Raw genomic sequence first — 17569 nt, 5'->3', positions numbered from 1 at the left:
CACGGAACCCCTGGACACCGTCCGGGGGTTCCGTCGTTTCTCCGGCCCGGGTACCGCCCGGGCTACAGCCAGAGCCGGGCCCAGGCCAGCGCGGCGTCTGCCGCGCGGCCCCAGTGGCTGTGCGCTATGGACCAGCCGGCCACGCACATTCCCACCATGGCGTAGGCGCTCACCGGGATCAGGACCAGCCATTCGCGTTTTGACCCCGCCCGGCCCAGCAACGGGAGGGACAATGCACCGTTGGGCCGCCAGACCTGGCGCAGCAGCGGGATCCGCCGCAGGGGTTTGGGCGGCCTGACCACCAGCGGCCACAGCAGCGGCACGCCGCCCGTGGTGATCAAGTCCCCCACGATGTGGACCACCACGCCGGTCAGCATCGAAACCGGGAGCCAGGTCCACTGGTCCGGGGCGAACCACGTGACCAGGCCGGCCATGGTCAGCGCAAAAATCCAGTTGCTGATGAAGCCCGCCTTCGGAAAGAGCTTCAGGGCCTTGGCCGCGATGTTGATCATGAACATGCACAGCAGCCCGGCCCCCACGGACAGCAGCCCCCAGTCCGTCTGCACCTGGAATTGCCCCGCCAGCGTAGCCAGCAGGACAAAGAAAGCTGCCCCGAGGACGGAATGCGTGCCCTGGCGATGCCCGCCGCTGGCATTCTCAATCCCGACGGCGATCACGTTGGACAGCGGCGGCAGGGAATTCGCCACGGTGCTGTGCCGGTGGTCCCAGTCGCACACCAGGGCGGTTCCCGCCGTCGCCATCCCGCCGATCAGGATGCCCATGGCGTCCAGCGGGTACCAGCCAAGCGTGTATGGCCCGGTCGAGGCAATAGCTACCCACGCCGCGGCTCCCGACGCGGCGTGGTGTCCTCCCATCAAGTGCTAGCTCCCGGCGGGCGAAACAGAAACCGGCTGGTCCGAGAAGATGTTCCGGATCACCCCGTTGGCCCACTCCAGGATCTCCGCGTCCTGCAGGTCCCGGCCGCCGATCCTTGCGGTCTTCGGCTTGGGGATCAGCACGGCGTCGAGGGCAGGCTTGGACTGGGATCCCGGGTACAGCCGGTTCAGGCGCATCACCTTGGATTCGGGAAGGGTGGCCGGCGAGAACTTGATGAAGTTGCCTTGCAGGGCGACATCGGACAGCCCCGCTTCGCGGGCACCCACCCGGAAGCGGGCCACGGACACCAGGTTCTGGGCCGGCAGCGGCGGCTCGCCGTACCTGTCCACCAGTTCCGCCAACACCTCGTCGATGGCCTCGTTCGTCAGCGCGGACGCGAGTTTCCGGTAGGCCTCCAGGCGGAGCCGCTCCCCTGGCACGTAGTCGTGCGGAAGGTGCGCGTTGACGGGCAGTTCGATCTTCATCTCCGCGGCCTTCTCCTCCGCCTCACCGCGGAAGTCAGCCACGGCCTCGCCCACCAGGCGGATGTAGAGGTCGAAGCCGACGCCCTGGATGTGGCCGGACTGCTCACCGCCCAGCAGGTTGCCTGCTCCGCGGATTTCCAGGTCCTTCATGGCCAGCTGCATTCCGGCACCGAGCTCGTTGTGCGTGGCCACGGCCTTCAGCCGTTCCAGCGCCACCTCGCCCAAGGGCTTCTCCGAGGGGTACAGGAAGTAGGCGTACGCGCGCTCACGCCCGCGGCCCACGCGCCCGCGGAGCTGGTGCAGCTGGGACAGGCCGTACTTATCCGCGCCGTCCACGATCAACGTGTTGGCGTTGGAAATATCCAGGCCGGTTTCGATGATGGTGGTGCACACCAGCACGTCAAAGCGCTTCTCCCAGAAGTCCACGATGATCTGTTCCAGGCGGCTCTCGGACATCTTGCCGTGTGCCACCTCCACGCGGGCCTCGGGCACCAGTTCGCGGATTTTCGCAGCGGTGCGCTCGATGGTGGACACCCGGTTGTGCACAAAGAAGACCTGGCCTTCGCGCATCAGCTCGCGGCGGATGGCGGCGGAGGTCTGCTTGTCCGTGTAGGGGCCAACATAGGTCAGGACCGGGTGCCGCTCCTCCGGCGGGGTGGCCAGGGTGGACGTCTCCCGGATTCCTGTCAGGGACATCTCCAGGGTTCGAGGGATGGGGGTTGCGCTCATGGCCAGCACGTCCACATTGGTGCGCATTTTCTTCAGCGCCTCCTTGTGCTCCACACCGAAGCGCTGCTCCTCGTCCACGATCACCAGGCCCAGGTCCTTGAACTCGAAGTCCTTCGACAGCAGCCTGTGCGTGCCGATCACCACGTCCACGGTGCCGTTCTTGACGCCCTCCGCCGTCTCCTTGGCTTCCTTGGACGCCTGGAAACGGGAGAGCGGCTTCACTCGCAGGGGGAAACCGGAGAACCGTTCAGTGAACGTCTCATAGTGCTGCTGGGCCAGCAGCGTGGTGGGCACGAGCACGGCCACCTGCTTGCCGTCCTGCACGGCCTTGAACGCGGCGCGCACGGCGATCTCGGTTTTGCCGTAGCCCACGTCGCCGGAGACCAGCCGGTCCATGGGGATTTCCCGCTCCATGTCCGCCTTGACCTCGTTGATGGTGGTGAGCTGGTCCGGAGTCTCCACGTACGGGAAGGCTTCCTCGAGCTCGCGCTGCCAGGGGGTGTCCGGCGCGAAGGCATGGCCGCGCGACGCCATCCGCGCCGAGTAGAGGCGGATCAACTCACCGGCGATCTCCTTGACGGCCTTGCGTGCTTTGGACTTGGTGCTGGCCCAGTCCGCGCCGCCCATCTTGCTCAGCACCGGGGTGTCGCCGCCCACATAGCGCGTCACCTGGTCCAACTGGTCCGTGGGAACGAACAGCCGGTCCCCGGGCGCGCCGCGCTTTGACGGTGCATACTCCAGGACCAGGTATTCCCGGACACCATCACCACCGCCGGCCACCTTGCGCTGGATCAGCTCCACGAACTTGCCGATGCCGTGCTGCTCATGGACCACGTGGTCACCGGCCACGAGCTGCAGCGGGTCCACCGCGTTGCGGCGCTTCGAGGGCATCCGCCGCATGTCCTTGGTGGACCCCGCAGAGGTCCTGCCCAGGAGATCGGCTTCAGTGAGCAGCCCAAGTTTGAGGCCGTCCAGGACAAAACCGCGTCCGACGGCGGCAGTGGTCACCTCGATGATGCCCGCCTGGGGTTCGTGGTCCAGGCTGTCCACGCGGGCGCACGGGATATCGTTTTCGTGGAACAGCTCCGCCAGGCGCTGGGCAGGTCCGGGTCCTTCGGTGGCGACGACGATCCGCCACTGGTCCCGGACGTGCGAACCGATGAACTCCATCATCTCGGCCACATCGCCCTGGTAGCCCCTGGGTTCGCGTGCGTGCAGGTTCAGGACGTCGATGTCCGGCAGCAGTTCCTCGTCCTGTGCCAGGGATGTGATGGACCACCAGGAGACGCCATGGCCAAGGGAGGAGCTGCGGGTTTCCGTGAGGGAGCGGAAACTGGCGGAATGGAGCGCAGCGCTGGCCTGCGACGTGAGGTCCAGCGGCGCGGTCCCGCCGTCGGACGCTGTGGACCAGGCGGCCTCCAGGAATTCCTCGTTCGTGGCAGCGAGGTCATGGGCGCGGGTGCGGACCTTCTCCGGCTCGATGACCACCGAAATGGAGCCGGCGGGCAGCTGCTCCACCAACGGGACCATGGAGTCCACCAGCACCGGCGCCAGGGATTCCATGCCCTCCACGGCAATGCCGCCCGCAATCTTTTCCAGCATGTCGGCAGCGGCCGGAAGCTGTGCCTTCAGCGTGGCGGCGCGGGACATGACGGACGGGGTGATGAGGATTTCCCGGCACGGCGGCGCATGCAGTTCGGTGGGGTGGTGCAGCCCTGGCGAGGACAGCGAGCGCTGGTCTGCCACCGCGAACCAGCGCATCTGGTCGACCTCGTCACCGAAGAACTCCACCCTGATCGGGTGGTCCTCGGTGGGCGGGAAAACATCGATGATTCCGCCGCGGACGGCGAACTCGCCGCGGTGCGTCACCATGTCCACGCGGGCGTAGGCGGCGTCCGCCAGGCTTCGGACCACCTCAGTGAAGGGTTTCTCCTGGCCCACTTTCAGCGTGACCGGGACCAGCTCGCCCAGGCCGGCCACCAGGGGCTGGACCACGGCGCGGACCGGCGCAACCACTACGCGCAGCGGTCCCGCCGTCGAACTTTCCGGATGCGCCAGGCGGCGCAGCACGGAGAGGCGGCGGCCCACGGTGTCCGAGCGCGGCGAAAGGCGTTCGTGCGGGAGAGTTTCCCAGCTGGGGAATTCGGCGACGCAGCCGGCCGGAAGGTACGCCCGAAGCGCCGCTGTCAGGTCCTCGGCCTCGCGGCCGGTTGCGGTGACGGCCAACACCACACCCGGCATGCCGTCGTCGTGCCCTTCGCCTGCGGCGGCAGCCAGGCCGTCCGCCATCTCGGCAAGCAGAAGCGGGCGGAGCCCGGCGGGCGCACTGATCTGGTAGTCCTGGCCCCGGACCTCGAACCCGCGTGCCGCCTCGGCGCGGACGCGGGCGAAGGTCTGGTCCGCGGCGAGGGCGCTGCGCAGTCCGTCCAGCGACGGGGCGGTTTTGGATGCGCTAGCGCCGGATGTGCCGGCGGCGGACGGGCCGGGAAGGCTCATGGCAGAAAGCTCCTGTGGTGTGCAACGAAAGGCAGGCAACGCGAAAACCCGAAATTCTCTTCGAATCCCGGGTAAACCCAGCCTACCGCGCAGGAGCGACAATACGAGCCGCCCCAGGGCTAGGCTGGCAGGGCGGGACCTCCGGCCAACGGGCAAGAAAACAACCCGCCCGGAAGAACGGGCCGTCCAAACGGCGAGCCACTCCGAATGGCCTATGGACAAAAAGGAGTCAGCATGACCGAACCCGGCAACACCACGCGAACATCCAGAACCGTCCTGGTCACCGGTGCTACCGGCTACATCGGCGGCCGGCTGGTGCCCAAGCTCCTGGAGGCCGGCCATGCGGTCAAGGTCCTGGTGCGCTCACCGGACAAGATCGCCGGTGTGCCCTGGCGGGACCGGGTGGACGTTGTGGAAAGCAGCCTCGACGACGACGGCGCCCTCCGCCAGGCGCTGGCCGGTGTCGACGTGCTGTACTACCTGGTGCACTCGATGGCGGCCGGGGCGGGGTTCGAGGCGAAAGAACAGGCGATGGCACGCATCGCAGCGGACGCCGCGGCTGCGGCAGGAGTCGCCAGGATCGTCTACCTCGGCGGGCTCCACCCGGCGGGCGTGGAGCTGTCCACCCACATGCGCTCAAGGGAGGCCGTGGGACAGGTGTTCCTGGACAGTCCGGTGGACGCCGTCGTATTCCAGGCCGGCGTGGTCATCGGCTCCGGTTCGGCGTCCTTCGAGATGATCCGCCACCTCGCCGAAACACTCCCCCTGATGCCGGCGCCCAGCTGGGTCCGGAACCGGATCGAGGCTATCGCCGTGCGCGATGTCCTGTACTACCTGGTCTCCGCTGCCTCCTTGGCCGGCCCGCTCAACCGCACGTTCGACGTGGGCTGCCGCCAGGTCCTCACCTACGCCGGGATGATGCAGGAGTACGCGGCCGAGGCAGGCCTGCCCTACCGCCCGGTGCTGGCGCTGCCCATTCCCGCGCCCAAGCTCGCCGGCATGTGGGTTGCCCTCACCACGCCAATCCCGTTGTCCATGGCCATGCCGCTGGTCCAGTCCCTGCAGCACGACGCCGTGTCCGACGAACACGACATCGACCAGTACATCCCGCAGCCCGACGGCGGCCTGACCGGCTATCGCACCGCCGTCGCACTTGCGCTCGGCAAGGAACGTGACGGGCAGGTGGAAACCACCTGGGCCAATGCCGGCGCCGCATCCGATCCCCTGCCCAGCGACCCCGAGTGGGCCGGCCACAAGGTGTACATCGACGAGCGGACGTTCCACGGCGATGTGGACCCCGCGAAGGTGTGGACGGTCATCGAGGGCATCGGCGGCCGGAACGGCTGGTATTCCCTGCCCCTGGCATGGCAGGTACGCGGCTGGCTGGACAAGCTGACAGGGGGCGCCGGGCTGCTGCGCGGCAGGCGGCATCCCCACACCCTTGCGGCCGGGGAGGTGGTGGACTGGTGGCGTGTTGAACGGATCGACCGCGGCAGGCTGCTGCGGCTCCGCGCGGAAATGCGTGCGCCGGGCAGGGCCTGGCTGGAGCTCTCCGTGGAGCCCGACGGGAACGGCAGCCGCTACCGGCAGCGGGCCATCTTCTTTCCCAAAGGACTGAGCGGCAGGCTGTACTGGCTGGCGGTCCTCCCGTTCCACAGCCTGATCTTTCCCGCCATGGCCAGGAACATCACCAGCGCGGCACAGGAGATCGCGGATGCGGAGCGCGCGGCAAGGACCCCGTAGGATGTTTGGAGCCTAATCCGACCCCCATGTCCCAGGAGGACCCATGGCCTTGAGTGCAAACACCACCCTTCCCCACTCCGTCGACAGCGTCGCAGCCGTGCTGGTGAACGAGGACTTCCAGCGCCACGTCAGCCAGTTGGTGGGCGGTTCGCTGGAGTCATTCACCGTGGACGGAGATGTTGCCGGAGCCTTCAGCGCCACGTCCGTGCGGACCCTTCCCACCACCCGCCTCCCCGAGATCGCCCGGAAGTTCGTGGGTGAGTCCCTGAAGGTGACGCAGGTGGAAAACTGGGACGCCCCCGCAGCGGACGGGTCCCGCCAGAGCAACATCTCCTTGAAGATCGCCGGCGCACCGGTGGACGTCACCGCTGTGCAGCGGCTGGTAGCGGCCGACGGCGGGACGCGCGTAGAGCTCGAAGGTGCGGTTTCGTCTTCTGTGCCGTTCCTCGGCGGAAAGATTGCCGACGCCGCCGAGCCGATGGTGGCCAAGGCCCTTAACCTGCAGGCCCAGCAGGCCCAGGCCTGGCTGGAAAGCCACTAGTCCATGGAACTGCCCGTCTTCGCCTCACTGGTCCTGGTCATTGCGGGGGTGTGGTCCCTTGTGGTCTGGCCGCAGTTCCTGCGCCGGGTCATGAAGGATCCGCGTGCCAGGGACTCCGCCGGCAAGGCGACGAAGTTCCTCACGGTCCACGTGGTCCTGGTGGGCGTCTCCATGGTGCTGGGCGCGGCCACCGCCGTGATCGGCATCATGGCGCTGGCCAGCTAGGGAACTGCAAAAGGAAGGCCCCCGTCCCGCCGGGACGGGGGCCTTCCTCTTTTTCGCCCGGGCACCCGCGCGATGGCAGGCCTGGTTCAGGCGGCCTGATTGAGCGCGTCCTCCGCCGCAACCCAGGAAATCATTGCGCATTTGACCCGCGCCGCGTAGCGGGCCACGCCCTCAAACGCGGCGGCATCCCCCAGCAGCTCCGGATCCGCCGGGACCTTTCCCCGGGAGCGCAAAACCTCACGGAAGCTGTCAATCACTTCGTGCAACTCCGCCACGGTCATTCCCTCAGCCATTTCGCTGAGCACGGAGGCGGATGCCATGGAGATGGAGCATCCTGCCCCGTCCCACGAAACCTGGGCCACTCTTCCGTCAGCCACGGCGAGCCTCACGGTGACCTCGTCGCCGCACACCGGGTTGAGCTGGTGCGACTGGCCGGTGGAAGCGCCTTCGGGGGCCGCTGTTCCGGCAAGTCCGCTGCCGTGACGGGCCTTCGAATGGTCCAGGATGATCTGCTGGTACAGCTGGTCAAGGCTCATGGGTGTCCTTCGGTTTCCCCGCTAAGCGCGGAAATAAGCCCGCACGCCGGCTACGGCATCCAGGAATTGGTCGACGTCGTCCGTCGTGTTGTAGAGGTAGGCGCTGGCCCTGGTGGTGGCGGTAAGGCCCAGCCTGCGGTGCAGGGGCTGCGCGCAGTGGTGGCCAACGCGGACGGCGATTCCCCGCGAGTCCAGGAACTGGCCCACGTCATGGGCATGGACCCCTTCGACGTCGAAGGCAGCCAGTCCGATGCGTTCCTGGCCCGCGGCGGGGCCCAGGACCCGGATTCCGGGAAGGGACTCCAGCCCGGTGACCATGCGCTGGCCGAGCCCGGCTTCCCACTGGTGGATCCGGTCCAGCCCGGTTTCCGTCAGGTAGTTGGCTGCAGCCGCCAGCGCCACGGCCTGGGAGATCCGCTGCGTTCCGGCTTCGAAGCGCTGTGGTGCCGGCAGGTACTCGGCCCGTTCCATCGTCACGGTGGTGATCATGGAGCCGCCCGTCAGGAAGGGCGGCAGGACATCCAGCAGATCCTGCTTGCCGTACAGCACCCCGATCCCGGTGGGGGCGAGCATCTTGTGGCCGGAGAACACGGCAAAGTCGACGTCCAGGGCCTTGACGTCCAGGGCCAGGTGCGGGGCGGACTGGCAGGCGTCCAGGACCACCAGGGCGCCGGCCCGCCTGGCAAGGGCCACGAGGTCGGCGACCGGGTTGATGGTGCCCAGGACATTCGACGCGTGGGTGAACGCCAGCACCCGGGTCCGGGCGCCGATGATCTCCGCGGCCGCATCCATGCGGAGGTGGCCGGCGTCGTCGATGGGGATGTACCGCAGGGTGGCGCCGGTACGGAAGGCCAGTTCCTGCCACGGGATCAGGTTGGCGTGGTGCTCCATCTCGGTGACCACGATTTCATCGCCCGGGTTCAGGGCCAGCTCCTTGAGCCTGGCGTCGCCCCTGCCCTGGGCGGCCCATAACCCGGCGTTGGACAAGGCGTAGCTGAGCAGGTTGAGGCCCTCGGTGGCGTTTGACGTCCAGACAGTCTCCGCGTAGTCAGCGCCGATAAAGTCCGCGATGGTCTGCCGGGCATCTTCGAAGGCCTCGGTGGCCTCGACGGCAAGGTGGTGCGCACCCCGGTGCACGGCCGCGTTGCGCTGTTCGTAGAATTCCTGTTCCGCTTCGATGACGCTCAGGGGGTTCTGCGACGTGGCGCCGGAGTCGAGGTAAACGAGCGGCTTGCCGTTGACCAGCTGGTGCAGGACCGGAAAGTCATTGCGGATGCGGAGAACCTCTGCATCGTCCATGGCCGGCAAGGCGCGTTCCAGTGTGGCTGGCGTTGATACTACGGCCAAAACTAACTCCTTGAGATGCCAATGGATGACACTCAATTGTCCCACAGCACGGCTGTGGCGGCCGCCCGGGAAGGGCAGCCGCCACAGCCGCTCCGGGCTTCAGCCCGCGGAATGGAGGGCCGGCGACGGCTGGGGGGAGAGTCTCGGTCTCAGAAGACTCTGACGCCGCCGGCCCCGTCTGGCCCGGTCACGGGGACCGGAAACTTGAGGAGCCTTGTACTGCTTTCGGCATTCTCTGCGGCTTTTGTTCGCCGCGTCCTTTGCTTCCTTAAGTAAATACTGCGGCGGCGGGACGTACACGAGTAGGCAGTACTCGAATTCTCGGACCAGGTACTACCGGGACCGCCCGGCTGATACCCGGGCGGGTGATGTGCGACGGCGGCCGGTGCCCTGTGCATCAGGCGGCAGCGGGCAGGGCAAAGTGCGGCTGTGCCGCGACGGCGCCGGGGCCGGTGTTTTTTGTACCGCTACTTGGCTACTTGGGGAGTGCTGCGTCGAGCTCATCCCGGCTGCGTACACCAAGTTTCACGTAGGTGCGGTACAGGTGTCCCTCAACTGTGCGGACGGACACCATGAGCCGCTGGGCGATCTCCCGGTCCGTGAGGCCCTGCACGGCGAGCTCGACAATGTCCTGTTCGCGGCGGGTGAGCTGGACGGCCGGGGTCGCGGCAATGAAACGGCCCTCCCGGAACCGCTCGCCGAGTTCGTGGTCACACTTTTCGCGCTGGGCGACGGCCTGCCTGGACCGGCGGCGCTCCCCTGACTGTTCCAGCACGGTGCTGGCGCGGGCGTAGGCCTCACGGGCGAGGTTGACGAAGCCGGATTCCTCCAGCGCGGCCGCGGTATCCATCAACGCATCCCCGTCGGCGGCTTGCCAGTCCGTGGCCAGTTTCAGCATCGCGGCTGCCCAACGGCCTTCCACGCCTTGCGCTGCGGTCTGCACCATGGGGATCACCGAGGGGTCCCCCAGGTCCCAGCCGAGTCCGAGGAGCTCCAGCAGCGTACCCGCCCTTGTAGAGGCCTCATTGGTCGTCATGAGCGTGTGCAGTGCAGCCAGGCCCTTGCCGTCCCGTGACAGGTACTCTGATGCGGCGGCAACGTAGGCGCGGGCAACAAAATCGTGGGCGGGCGCGCCTGCCACGGCGTCCTTGTAGTCCTGTTCGAGCCGCTTGCCCTGGGCAGTGTCCCCCAGCCGCGCCGCAACATAGAAACCCAGCGCAGACCCGAAACGGAACAGCTGGAGCGGATCGTTCAGCCGCAGCGCTTCGACCGCCGGCAGCAGCAGCTGGTACGCCCGTTCCATCCGGCCCTGCCGCAGCATGGAATAGCCGCGAAGCACCTGCAGGCTGCCGTTGAAGGTGGCGGCCGAGTGCGCATGGCCTGCAGCGTAGCTTTCGAGCTCACGCTCTGCGGATTCCCACTCCCCCATGGCAAGGTAATCGGCAACCAGCCGGCCCAGGACGTACTCCGAAAAGAAAAAGAGCCTCCCTTCCAGCGGCCGCAGGTCCGAGGCCGCGAACAGTGCGGCCTCAAGTCCTTCGGCAGCCTTACCAGCTGCGGCCAGGGCGTGTGCCAGGACGGCCTCTCCCACAACCCTGGCAACCGGCGCCTCTACCTCGGTGGAGCTGCGGTTCCTGAGGTCTGCCACGCGGCCGCGCAGTGCCTCCGCATCCAGGTCCGCACCGAGCTGCAGCAGCTGGAGAAGCTCCTCCCGCCACCCCGCAGCTGCCTCCGCCGGATCGGGGTGTTGTTCCCCCATTTCCTCTGCCAGGACGGCAAGGGGGCGGCCCGTCGCCTGATGGGCAGCAGCCCTCAGGAGCAGGACGGAAGGGCCCTCGGGGTGGCCTGCCAGCTGCTGCCAGCAGGAGTCAAGCAGGGCCGCAGCCTCGGGATACGAGGCCTCGTTGTACAGGGCGCGCGCTTGGATGGCACGGGCAAGCGGCAGGAACTCCGGGTCCTGCACCTTGGCAGCGATGGCGCGGGCGCTGTGGTTCCGGAAACGGGTCAATGCCTCGCGCGCGGCGTCCAGCATCTCGGCGTCGGGCACCCGCAGGCCACACTCGAGGGCCCATTCCACGGACCGCAGCCGGCCTTCGCCGCGCAGTGTGGCGGGGTCCTTGTGCTCCCGGATTTTTTCCAGGAGCTGCAGGCTGCGGGAAACCGAGATGGTGTTTCTGATGGCCTCCGCGAACAGGCCGTTCCAGACGGTCAGTTCAGCGGGAACGCCCGAGTTCTCGACCACCATCTGCTGGTCCAGCAGCGAGCGGACCACCGGCGCCCCGCAAATGTCCTCGATGACCTTCCGGCCCACCGGCCCGCCAAGCGCAATGAATTTCAGGGCTTCCTGTTCCTCCGGCCGGCGCCGGAGGTGGTCTTTTGTCACAACTGCCGTGAGCCGGACACCGTCCGTGGGCAACGGACCCAGCAGGACCCAGATTCCGTTCCGCTTGGCCAGTATCCCGGCTTCTGCAGCATCATGGAGCAGTGCGTCCAGGATCCGGGGGTTGCCGCCGGAGGCGCTCCAGACGGCGTCCACGGTGGCGTCCGGCACAGTCCCGTCAAGGACGTGGTCCAGGACTTCCTCGATTTGTTCACGGTTCAGCGGACGCAGGTCCACGCGTTCGGCAAGGCCGTCGTACCAGAGCTGGTCCAGCGGCTGCGGAAGGCCCGGCCGCGGCCTGGCAGCGGCAACCACTGTTGCCCAGCCGGCCGAAATCAGGTCCGCCACCACGCCGGCCGAAGCCTCGTCCAGGTAATGCGCGTCATCCACCAGGAGCAGGACAGGTGCTCCGTTTCCGGTCTTCAGTTTTTCGAAATAACTCCACATGGACCGCAGGACGGCAACCGGAGACACTGACTCCTCCGCAGTCAGCTCGCCGGTATAGGGAGTAAGGACGCCGAACGGCACGGCAGCAAGGGCAGAACTGCCGTGCAGCTGCAGAACGTTCAGGTCACCGCCGAAGCGTTCCGCGATCCCCTCCGTCAGGGATGACTTCCCTATGCCCGGCCCTGCCATGACAAAAACCGCCTGGCTGGAGTGGTTCCGGACTATGGTGCAGATCCGTTCCAGCGGCTCCCGCCGTCCGGTGAGGAGCCGGTGCGCGGTGGCAGGCTTATGGCCGTTAGACGAGTCCAGTCAGATCACCCCTGGAAGTTACACCGAGTTTCGTGAAGACCTGGTAAAGGTGGCCTTCCACGGTACGGACCGAGACGCCCATCTCCAGGGCGATGTCGCGGTTGGAGGCACCCCGGCCGGCCAGCCGGGCAATCTGGCGTTCCCTGCTGGTCAGCAACGGGCTTCCGCTGCTGGGCACGATGGGCAGGTTCGAGACCGTGGCGGCGAGGATGTCCAGCCGGGCCTGTGCGGTCCGTGCGGTGAGTGAGTCGCCGTCCTGGCGTGCAAAGTCCACGGCCAGGGCCATGCACCGCGCCTCCACGGCATCCAGTTCGAGGGTGGCGGCCAATTCGCCACCTGAAAGGAGGGTCCTGGCGTCCTTCGTCCTGCTTCCCACAGCGATCAGCCGGGAAACCTCCGCGAGCGGGCCCTGGCGGTGGCCGGCAAGGTCCTCGAGCAGGCGGAAGTCGGCATCACTGCCGTTCACGGTGGCAGCGAGCAGGTTGATTCCGGCCAGGGTAAAGCGCCCGGCGTCCATGTCCTGCCGGGCGCACCGCTTGAGGCTGGTTACTGCGTCCGGATCGCCCAGCCAGCGGCCCGCCAGGAGCGAGCAGAACTCAACGATGCTGTCGGTGATGAAGCTGGACTTTCCCGGCGTCCTTTGCAGTTTGGCCAGGTACTTGCGCGCCTGGGCTGCGTTTCCGGTCTGGGCGTGGGCCAGTGCAGTGGCCGCGTACGCGCAACGGAGGGCCGCCTGGACCGGCTGAAGCTCCAGCTGCGCAGCGGCGGAGATCAGGGGGTCGAGGGCAGCCATGCCCCGGCCCGAATAGACGTAGGCGATGCCCGCTGCCAGTTCGGTTGCTGCGCTGCGGAAGGGAAGGCTGTGCGGCTCCTCCGTGGCCTGCGGACCCAGGAGGTCGATGCAACGCCGCCACTGACCCGCCGTCAGCAACACCAGGTAGGCCTCCCTGGTGTAGCGTTCCCGCAGGCCGACAATATGGGAGGCATCGCTGATCTGGCCGCCGAGCTGGCGCATGAGGCTGAGGGCGTCCATCTCGCGTCCGGTCATGGCGAGTGCGGTCATCAGCAGGATGGCCGAATTCATCCGGTAGCCGGTGTCCGGGTTCAGCGCAGGGTCCGCAGCCTTTTCAAGGTCCGGGATGATGGCAGCGTAATCGCCCACGAAGGCGCGGTATTCGAACCCGCTCAGGGCCACCCGGTTCGCCGCCGCGGCCGCAGGGTCCGGCCACGCACCGCTGTTGGGGGCCCTGTCCAGCCTTTGCCTGGCTTCGCCGAGCAGGTCCGGCACCTTGCCTGCAGCCTCCGGGAGCCGCATCATCACGTGCGACTTGGCGGCTATGACGTCCGCATATTCTTCGACGCCAAGGCTTTCCAGTTCCGGTTGCGAGATGTCGTCAAGTGCGGCCATGGCCTGGACCGGCATGTCCAGTTGCAGGTATGCGGCGGCTTTCTGCCGCTGGCCGGCCGTCCATTCCCGGTCCGTCCGCTGAAGCATTTCGGCGTACGTCAGGGCAAACCGCGGATCGAACAGCTGGACTGCCGCTTCAGCCGCCGCCAGTGCCAGGGCGGGATTCAAGTCCGCCTCGCATTCGTGCGTCCACGCCGCGAAGGCCATCAGCTCCTCCACGGTCATGGCGGCAGGATCAGGTTCCAAACCCGCCAGGAGCATGCTCCGCAGTTCCCTGCGGCGGGCAATGCTCAGCCATGTGCGCACCACGTCACCGATGTATTTTTCGCGCAACGAAACCCAGCGGTGGTCTGACTGGTCGATCTCCAGCAAGCCGCCGTCTTCCATGTCGGCCACCACTTCGGCCCGATAGATGGCCGTCAGCCTGGACAGCTCAACCTTGCGGGCGCAGGAAAGCATTTCAATGACTTCCCGGGTTTCCGGCGTTTCCCTGGACCACCTGGACCGGACGATGTCGTCAAGGCTGGCCGCGCCGTCCAGCACCACTTTGTCCCGCAGTGTCCAGACCGAATCGGAGAGCACCAGGTTCCCGGACAGCTGCTGTTCGGTGACGAGCGCCTTCAGCAGCAACGGGTTGCCGCCCACCATGTGGTGGTAGGTGCTGACCAGGGATGCCGAGACTCGGTGTCCCAGCAGGGACAACAGGACCTGGCGGGTCTGCAGTTCATTGAGGTTGCTCAGCCGGACTTCGGTCAGCCGGTGGTCCGTGAGCAGCCAATGGAAATCGGCGGGAAGATCGCTGATCTTGGGGGCCACAGCAATGATTTTTGCCGTGCCCGTCAGCAGCACGTTGAGCAGCACTCCGGCGCTCATGTCGTCAATGCTGCCGGAGGTATCCAAGGTGATGACGCAGGGCCGGCCGGCCGCATCACTGCGGATCAGGGATGTAATGCCCCGGAGGATGGCCGTGGGTGAGCCCATGTAGGCCTGCGGAAGTCTCGCCAGGAGGAAGGAAAGGCAGCCGTAGGGCGTGGTGGAGCCCGCGGGTCCGCTGCGGAGCTGCAGCGACCACACGTCGGGACCGAGGTCCATCACGGCGGCACGTGCCAGGGAGGACTTTCCCACGCCGCGGCCGCCGGTGATCACCACCCCAAGGGAATCTGCGCTGGTCAGGGCCGTGCGGACTGTCTCAAGGTTGGCGCCGCGGGCAGGGGCAGACCAAAGCTTACCCTCCCGCCTCTCGGAGGTGTCTGTGTTCAGCCCGACGTGGTGAGGTGTTGACCCACGTCCCCAGCTGAGTGGCTCGATTGACATGAACTTTTCCCCTACATCCCGCTCTAGCGGGATGTAGCCCCATCGCTCCCCCGCATAGGTAGAAGACTACCCCGCCCCAGAGACAAGGAGACAGGGCCAAAGGCCTTAAGTTTGCAAAGTTACCGGAGATTTCAAGTTGATGGAGTAATTGAGTTACTGGAGTGACGCGTTACTGGCTCCCGGACTTCGCGGGGTGGAACTTCTGCTGCGCCGCCGTGAGGCCGTCACGCACCAGCGCTTCCACCGCGTCAGCTGCATCATCGAGGAGGAAGGGCAGTTCCTTGAGCTCGGCAGTGCCGAAGTCGCGGAGGACATAATCGGCGGTATCCATGCGTCCGGGCGGCCGCCCCACCCCCACCCTGACGCGGAGGTAGTCCTTGGTGGCCAGGGCCTTGGAGATGTCCCGCAGCCCGTTGTGGCCGCCTTCTCCCCCGCCGATCTTGAGCTTGACAGTATTAAAGGGGATGTCGATCTCGTCGTGGACCGCCACCACATGGTCCGGGGTGATGCCGTAGAAGTTTGCCAGGGCCGCTACGGGGCCGCCGGAAACGTTCATGTAGCTCATCGGCTTGGCCAGCACGAGGCGCGGTCCGCCGATGCCAAGGCGCCCTTCGAGGACCTGGGCGCGGGCCTTGTGGCTTTTGAAGCCGGCACCCATCCGGCCGGCAAGTTCGTCAAGAACCATCTGGCCGACGTTGTGCCGGTTGCCCTGGTACTGGGCTCCGGGGTTTCCGAGGCCGACAATCAGCCAGCTATCAGTCATGAGTCAATCCTAGGTGGGTGTCCCGCCGGGCTCGGCGCCGCAACGGGCAGTAGACGCAACGGGCAGTGGACATGCCAATGGCCGGACCCCGCGGGAGTCCGGCCATTGGCAGGGAATGCGGCTGATTACTCGGCTGCGGCTTCCTCGGTGGCTTCGGGAGCGGCCGCGGAAGCGCCTTCAGCTTCGCCGGCTTCTTCCTCGGGGGCTTCGATGGCCTCGGAGATGTTCACCACGAGCGCCTCGGCGTCGGTCAGCAGGACGGAGCCCTTGGGCAGCACCAGGTCCGAAGCGTGGATGTGCTCGCCGGCGCCACGGCCTTCGATGCTGACCTCAACGGCCTCGGGCAGGTGGGTTGCCTCGGCCTCGAGGGACACCACGGTCAGCTCCAGGTTGTGCACGGTGCCCGGGGCGGTTTCGCCGGCTACGTGTACGGGAACGTCAACGGTGACCTTCTCGCCCTTGCGGACGGTCAGGAGGTCGATGTGCTCGATGATCTGCTTGATGGGATCGCGCTGGACGTCCTTCACCAGGGCCAGGTGGCCTTCGCCGTTGATGTCCAGGGACAGCAGGGCGTTGGGGGTGCGGACTGCCAGCGTGGTGGCCTTGGCCGGAAGCGTGACGTGGACGGGCTCTGCGCCGTGGCCGTAGATGACGGCGGGGATGAGGTTGGCCATCCGGGCGCGGCGGGCGTAGCCCTTGCCGAATTCGGTGCGCAGTTCTGCTGCGAGCTTCTGCTCAGACATGGAAATCTCCTTGAATCCTAAACGGTGTTCAGCAAGGGCGGAGGTCTGTTGCGACCTTCAACGCCGGGCGGCCGGAGCCGGCCCATCCTAGAAGGGAGATTCAGACCCAGTCGATAACGGAGACCTGCAACGGGTTCCCGTCCATACGGTTACCGGTGCTCTCCCTCGCCAAGGTATCGCTGAACAGCTTACCAGCGCCGGGCCCGTTTCCTGAAAACGGGCCCGGCGCCGGCCAAGCGGAGTGTCAGGCGTTGCCGTCAAAAAGGCTGGTGACTGAACCGTCGTCGAACACTTCCCGCACGGCGCGCGCGATCAGCGGGGCGATGGAAAGCACCGTCAGCTGGGGGAACCGCTGGGACGCGGTGAGCGGCAGGGTGTTGGTGACTACCACTTCGCGGGCGCCGGACTCGGAGAGGCGCTTGGCGGCGGGATCGGAGAAGACGGCGTGGGTTGCGGCGATGATGACATCCTTGGCCCCTGCGTTTTTCAGCACCTGCACGGCGCCCGAAATGGTCCCGCCGGTGTCGATCATGTCGTCGATCAGGACGCAGGTGCGCCCCTCGATCTGGCCCACCACGGTCTTGGATACAGCCTGGTTCGGCACGGTCAGGTCGCGGCTCTTGTGCACAAAGGCGAGCGGCGCCCCGCCCAGGCGCTCGGCCCACTGCTCCGCGACCCGGACGCGTCCGGTGTCCGGGGAAACGACGGTGACGTTTTCGGCGGCAACCCGGGTGCGGATGTAGTCAGCGAGGAGCGGGATGGCCATGAGGTGGTCCACCGGGCCGTCGAAGAAACCCTGGATCTGCGAGGTGTGCAGGTCCACGCTCATGATGCGGTCCGCGCCGGCGGTCTTGTACAGGTCAGCCACAAGGCGGGCGGAGATGGGCTCCCGGCCCCGGCCCTTCTTGTCCTGGCGGGCGTAAGGGTAGAACGGCGACACCACCGTGATCCGCTTGGCGGAGGCACGCTTCAGCGAATCAATCATGATCAGCTGTTCCATCAGCCAATTGTTCAGCGGCGCGGGATGGGCCTGGATGACGAAGGCGTCCGTGCCGCGGACGCTTTCACCGGCACGTACATAGATCTCACCGTTGGCGAAGTCATAGGCGTCCACCGGCAACAGGTCCGTACCCAGTTCCTTGGCGATCTCCTTGGCCAGCTCCGGGTGGGCCCGGCCGGTTGCGAGCACCAGTTTCTTCTCGCCGCGCGCCGTAATTTCGCTCATGG

12 protein-coding genes are annotated in these 17569 nt (G+C 66.8%); 3 read left to right on the top strand and 9 right to left on the bottom strand.

All coding sequences use genetic code 11. The features are described from left to right. Nucleotides 1-62 precede the first annotated feature (62 nt). The gene (locus KTR40_RS06015) at nt 63-875 is read right to left on the bottom strand and encodes a metal-dependent hydrolase (protein WP_228405598.1); all 813 of its coding nucleotides are present in this window, start codon (nt 873-875) and stop codon (nt 63-65) included. Nucleotides 876-881: 6 nt separating this feature from the next. Continuing rightward, nucleotides 882-4586 (bottom strand): transcription-repair coupling factor, encoded by a 3705-nt coding sequence (gene mfd / locus KTR40_RS06010; RefSeq protein ID WP_228405597.1) that lies wholly within the window; start codon nt 4584-4586, stop codon nt 882-884. Between the two features lie 234 nt (nt 4587-4820). Between mfd and KTR40_RS06005 the strand changes: the two genes are divergently transcribed. The 3 genes from KTR40_RS06005 to KTR40_RS05995 are packed head-to-tail and all read left to right on the top strand — an operon-like array spanning nt 4821 to nt 7095. After that, a complete protein-coding gene (locus KTR40_RS06005; RefSeq protein WP_228405596.1) occupies nt 4821-6329 on the top strand; it encodes an SDR family oxidoreductase in 1509 nt (502 codons plus the stop codon). 43 nt (nt 6330-6372) lie between these two features. Next, nucleotides 6373-6870 carry a DUF2505 domain-containing protein gene (locus KTR40_RS06000; protein WP_139028559.1) on the top strand — a complete coding sequence of 166 codons (498 nt, stop codon included), beginning with the start codon at nt 6373-6375 and terminating at the stop codon, nt 6868-6870. Between the two features lie 3 nt (nt 6871-6873). After that, nucleotides 6874-7095 carry an SCO4848 family membrane protein gene (locus KTR40_RS05995; RefSeq protein ID WP_228405595.1) on the top strand — a complete coding sequence of 74 codons (222 nt, stop codon included), beginning with the start codon at nt 6874-6876 and terminating at the stop codon, nt 7093-7095. A gap of 86 nt (nt 7096-7181) precedes the next feature. Here KTR40_RS05995 and sufU read toward each other — a convergent pair whose 3' ends face one another. The 7 genes from sufU to KTR40_RS05960 form a co-directional block, all read right to left on the bottom strand. Further along, nucleotides 7182-7631, bottom strand: coding sequence for a Fe-S cluster assembly sulfur transfer protein SufU (sufU, locus tag KTR40_RS05990; RefSeq protein WP_139028557.1), 450 nt, complete (start codon nt 7629-7631; stop codon nt 7182-7184). A gap of 21 nt (nt 7632-7652) precedes the next feature. Next, complete coding sequence (locus tag KTR40_RS05985) at nt 7653-8978, bottom strand: SufS family cysteine desulfurase (protein WP_139028556.1); 1326 nt, start codon at nt 8976-8978, stop codon at nt 7653-7655. A 475-nt stretch (nt 8979-9453) separates the two neighbouring features. After that, the gene (locus KTR40_RS05980) at nt 9454-11994 is read right to left on the bottom strand and encodes a LuxR C-terminal-related transcriptional regulator (RefSeq protein ID WP_228405594.1); all 2541 of its coding nucleotides are present in this window, start codon (nt 11992-11994) and stop codon (nt 9454-9456) included. A gap of 106 nt (nt 11995-12100) precedes the next feature. Then, nucleotides 12101-14836 carry a LuxR family transcriptional regulator gene (locus tag KTR40_RS05975; protein WP_228405593.1) on the bottom strand — a complete coding sequence of 912 codons (2736 nt, stop codon included), beginning with the start codon at nt 14834-14836 and terminating at the stop codon, nt 12101-12103. A gap of 169 nt (nt 14837-15005) precedes the next feature. Continuing rightward, nucleotides 15006-15599, bottom strand: coding sequence for an aminoacyl-tRNA hydrolase (gene pth, locus KTR40_RS05970; RefSeq protein ID WP_139028553.1), 594 nt, complete (start codon nt 15597-15599; stop codon nt 15006-15008). Between the two features lie 125 nt (nt 15600-15724). Continuing rightward, nucleotides 15725-16342 carry a 50S ribosomal protein L25/general stress protein Ctc gene (locus tag KTR40_RS05965; RefSeq protein ID WP_139028552.1) on the bottom strand — a complete coding sequence of 206 codons (618 nt, stop codon included), beginning with the start codon at nt 16340-16342 and terminating at the stop codon, nt 15725-15727. Between the two features lie 244 nt (nt 16343-16586). Continuing rightward, complete coding sequence (locus KTR40_RS05960; protein ID WP_139028551.1) at nt 16587-17567, bottom strand: ribose-phosphate diphosphokinase; 981 nt, start codon at nt 17565-17567, stop codon at nt 16587-16589. Between the last annotated feature and the right edge of the window lie 2 nt (nt 17568-17569).

Origin of the sequence: Pseudarthrobacter sp. L1SW, from assembly GCF_020809045.1 — a bacterium.
GTDB lineage: Bacteria > Actinomycetota > Actinomycetes > Actinomycetales > Micrococcaceae > Arthrobacter.
This window is presented reverse-complemented; position numbering and strand designations above follow the sequence as displayed.

Coding starts and splice junctions, on each gene's coding strand:
- KTR40_RS06015 (WP_228405598.1), bottom strand. CDS start 875: ATGGGAGGACACCACGCCGCGTCGGGAGCCGCGGCGTGGGTAGCTATT.
- mfd (WP_228405597.1), bottom strand. CDS start 4,586: ATGAGCCTTCCCGGCCCGTCCGCCGCCGGCACATCCGGCGCTAGCGCA.
- KTR40_RS06005 (WP_228405596.1), top strand. CDS start 4,821: ATGACCGAACCCGGCAACACCACGCGAACATCCAGAACCGTCCTGGTC.
- KTR40_RS06000 (WP_139028559.1), top strand. CDS start 6,373: ATGGCCTTGAGTGCAAACACCACCCTTCCCCACTCCGTCGACAGCGTC.
- KTR40_RS05995 (WP_228405595.1), top strand. CDS start 6,874: ATGGAACTGCCCGTCTTCGCCTCACTGGTCCTGGTCATTGCGGGGGTG.
- sufU (WP_139028557.1), bottom strand. CDS start 7,631: ATGAGCCTTGACCAGCTGTACCAGCAGATCATCCTGGACCATTCGAAG.
- KTR40_RS05980 (WP_228405594.1), bottom strand. CDS start 11,994: ATGGCAGGGCCGGGCATAGGGAAGTCATCCCTGACGGAGGGGATCGCG.
- KTR40_RS05975 (WP_228405593.1), bottom strand. CDS start 14,836: ATGTCAATCGAGCCACTCAGCTGGGGACGTGGGTCAACACCTCACCAC.
- pth (WP_139028553.1), bottom strand. CDS start 15,599: ATGACTGATAGCTGGCTGATTGTCGGCCTCGGAAACCCCGGAGCCCAG.
- KTR40_RS05965 (WP_139028552.1), bottom strand. CDS start 16,342: ATGTCTGAGCAGAAGCTCGCAGCAGAACTGCGCACCGAATTCGGCAAG.
- KTR40_RS05960 (WP_139028551.1), bottom strand. CDS start 17,567: ATGAGCGAAATTACGGCGCGCGGCGAGAAGAAACTGGTGCTCGCAACC.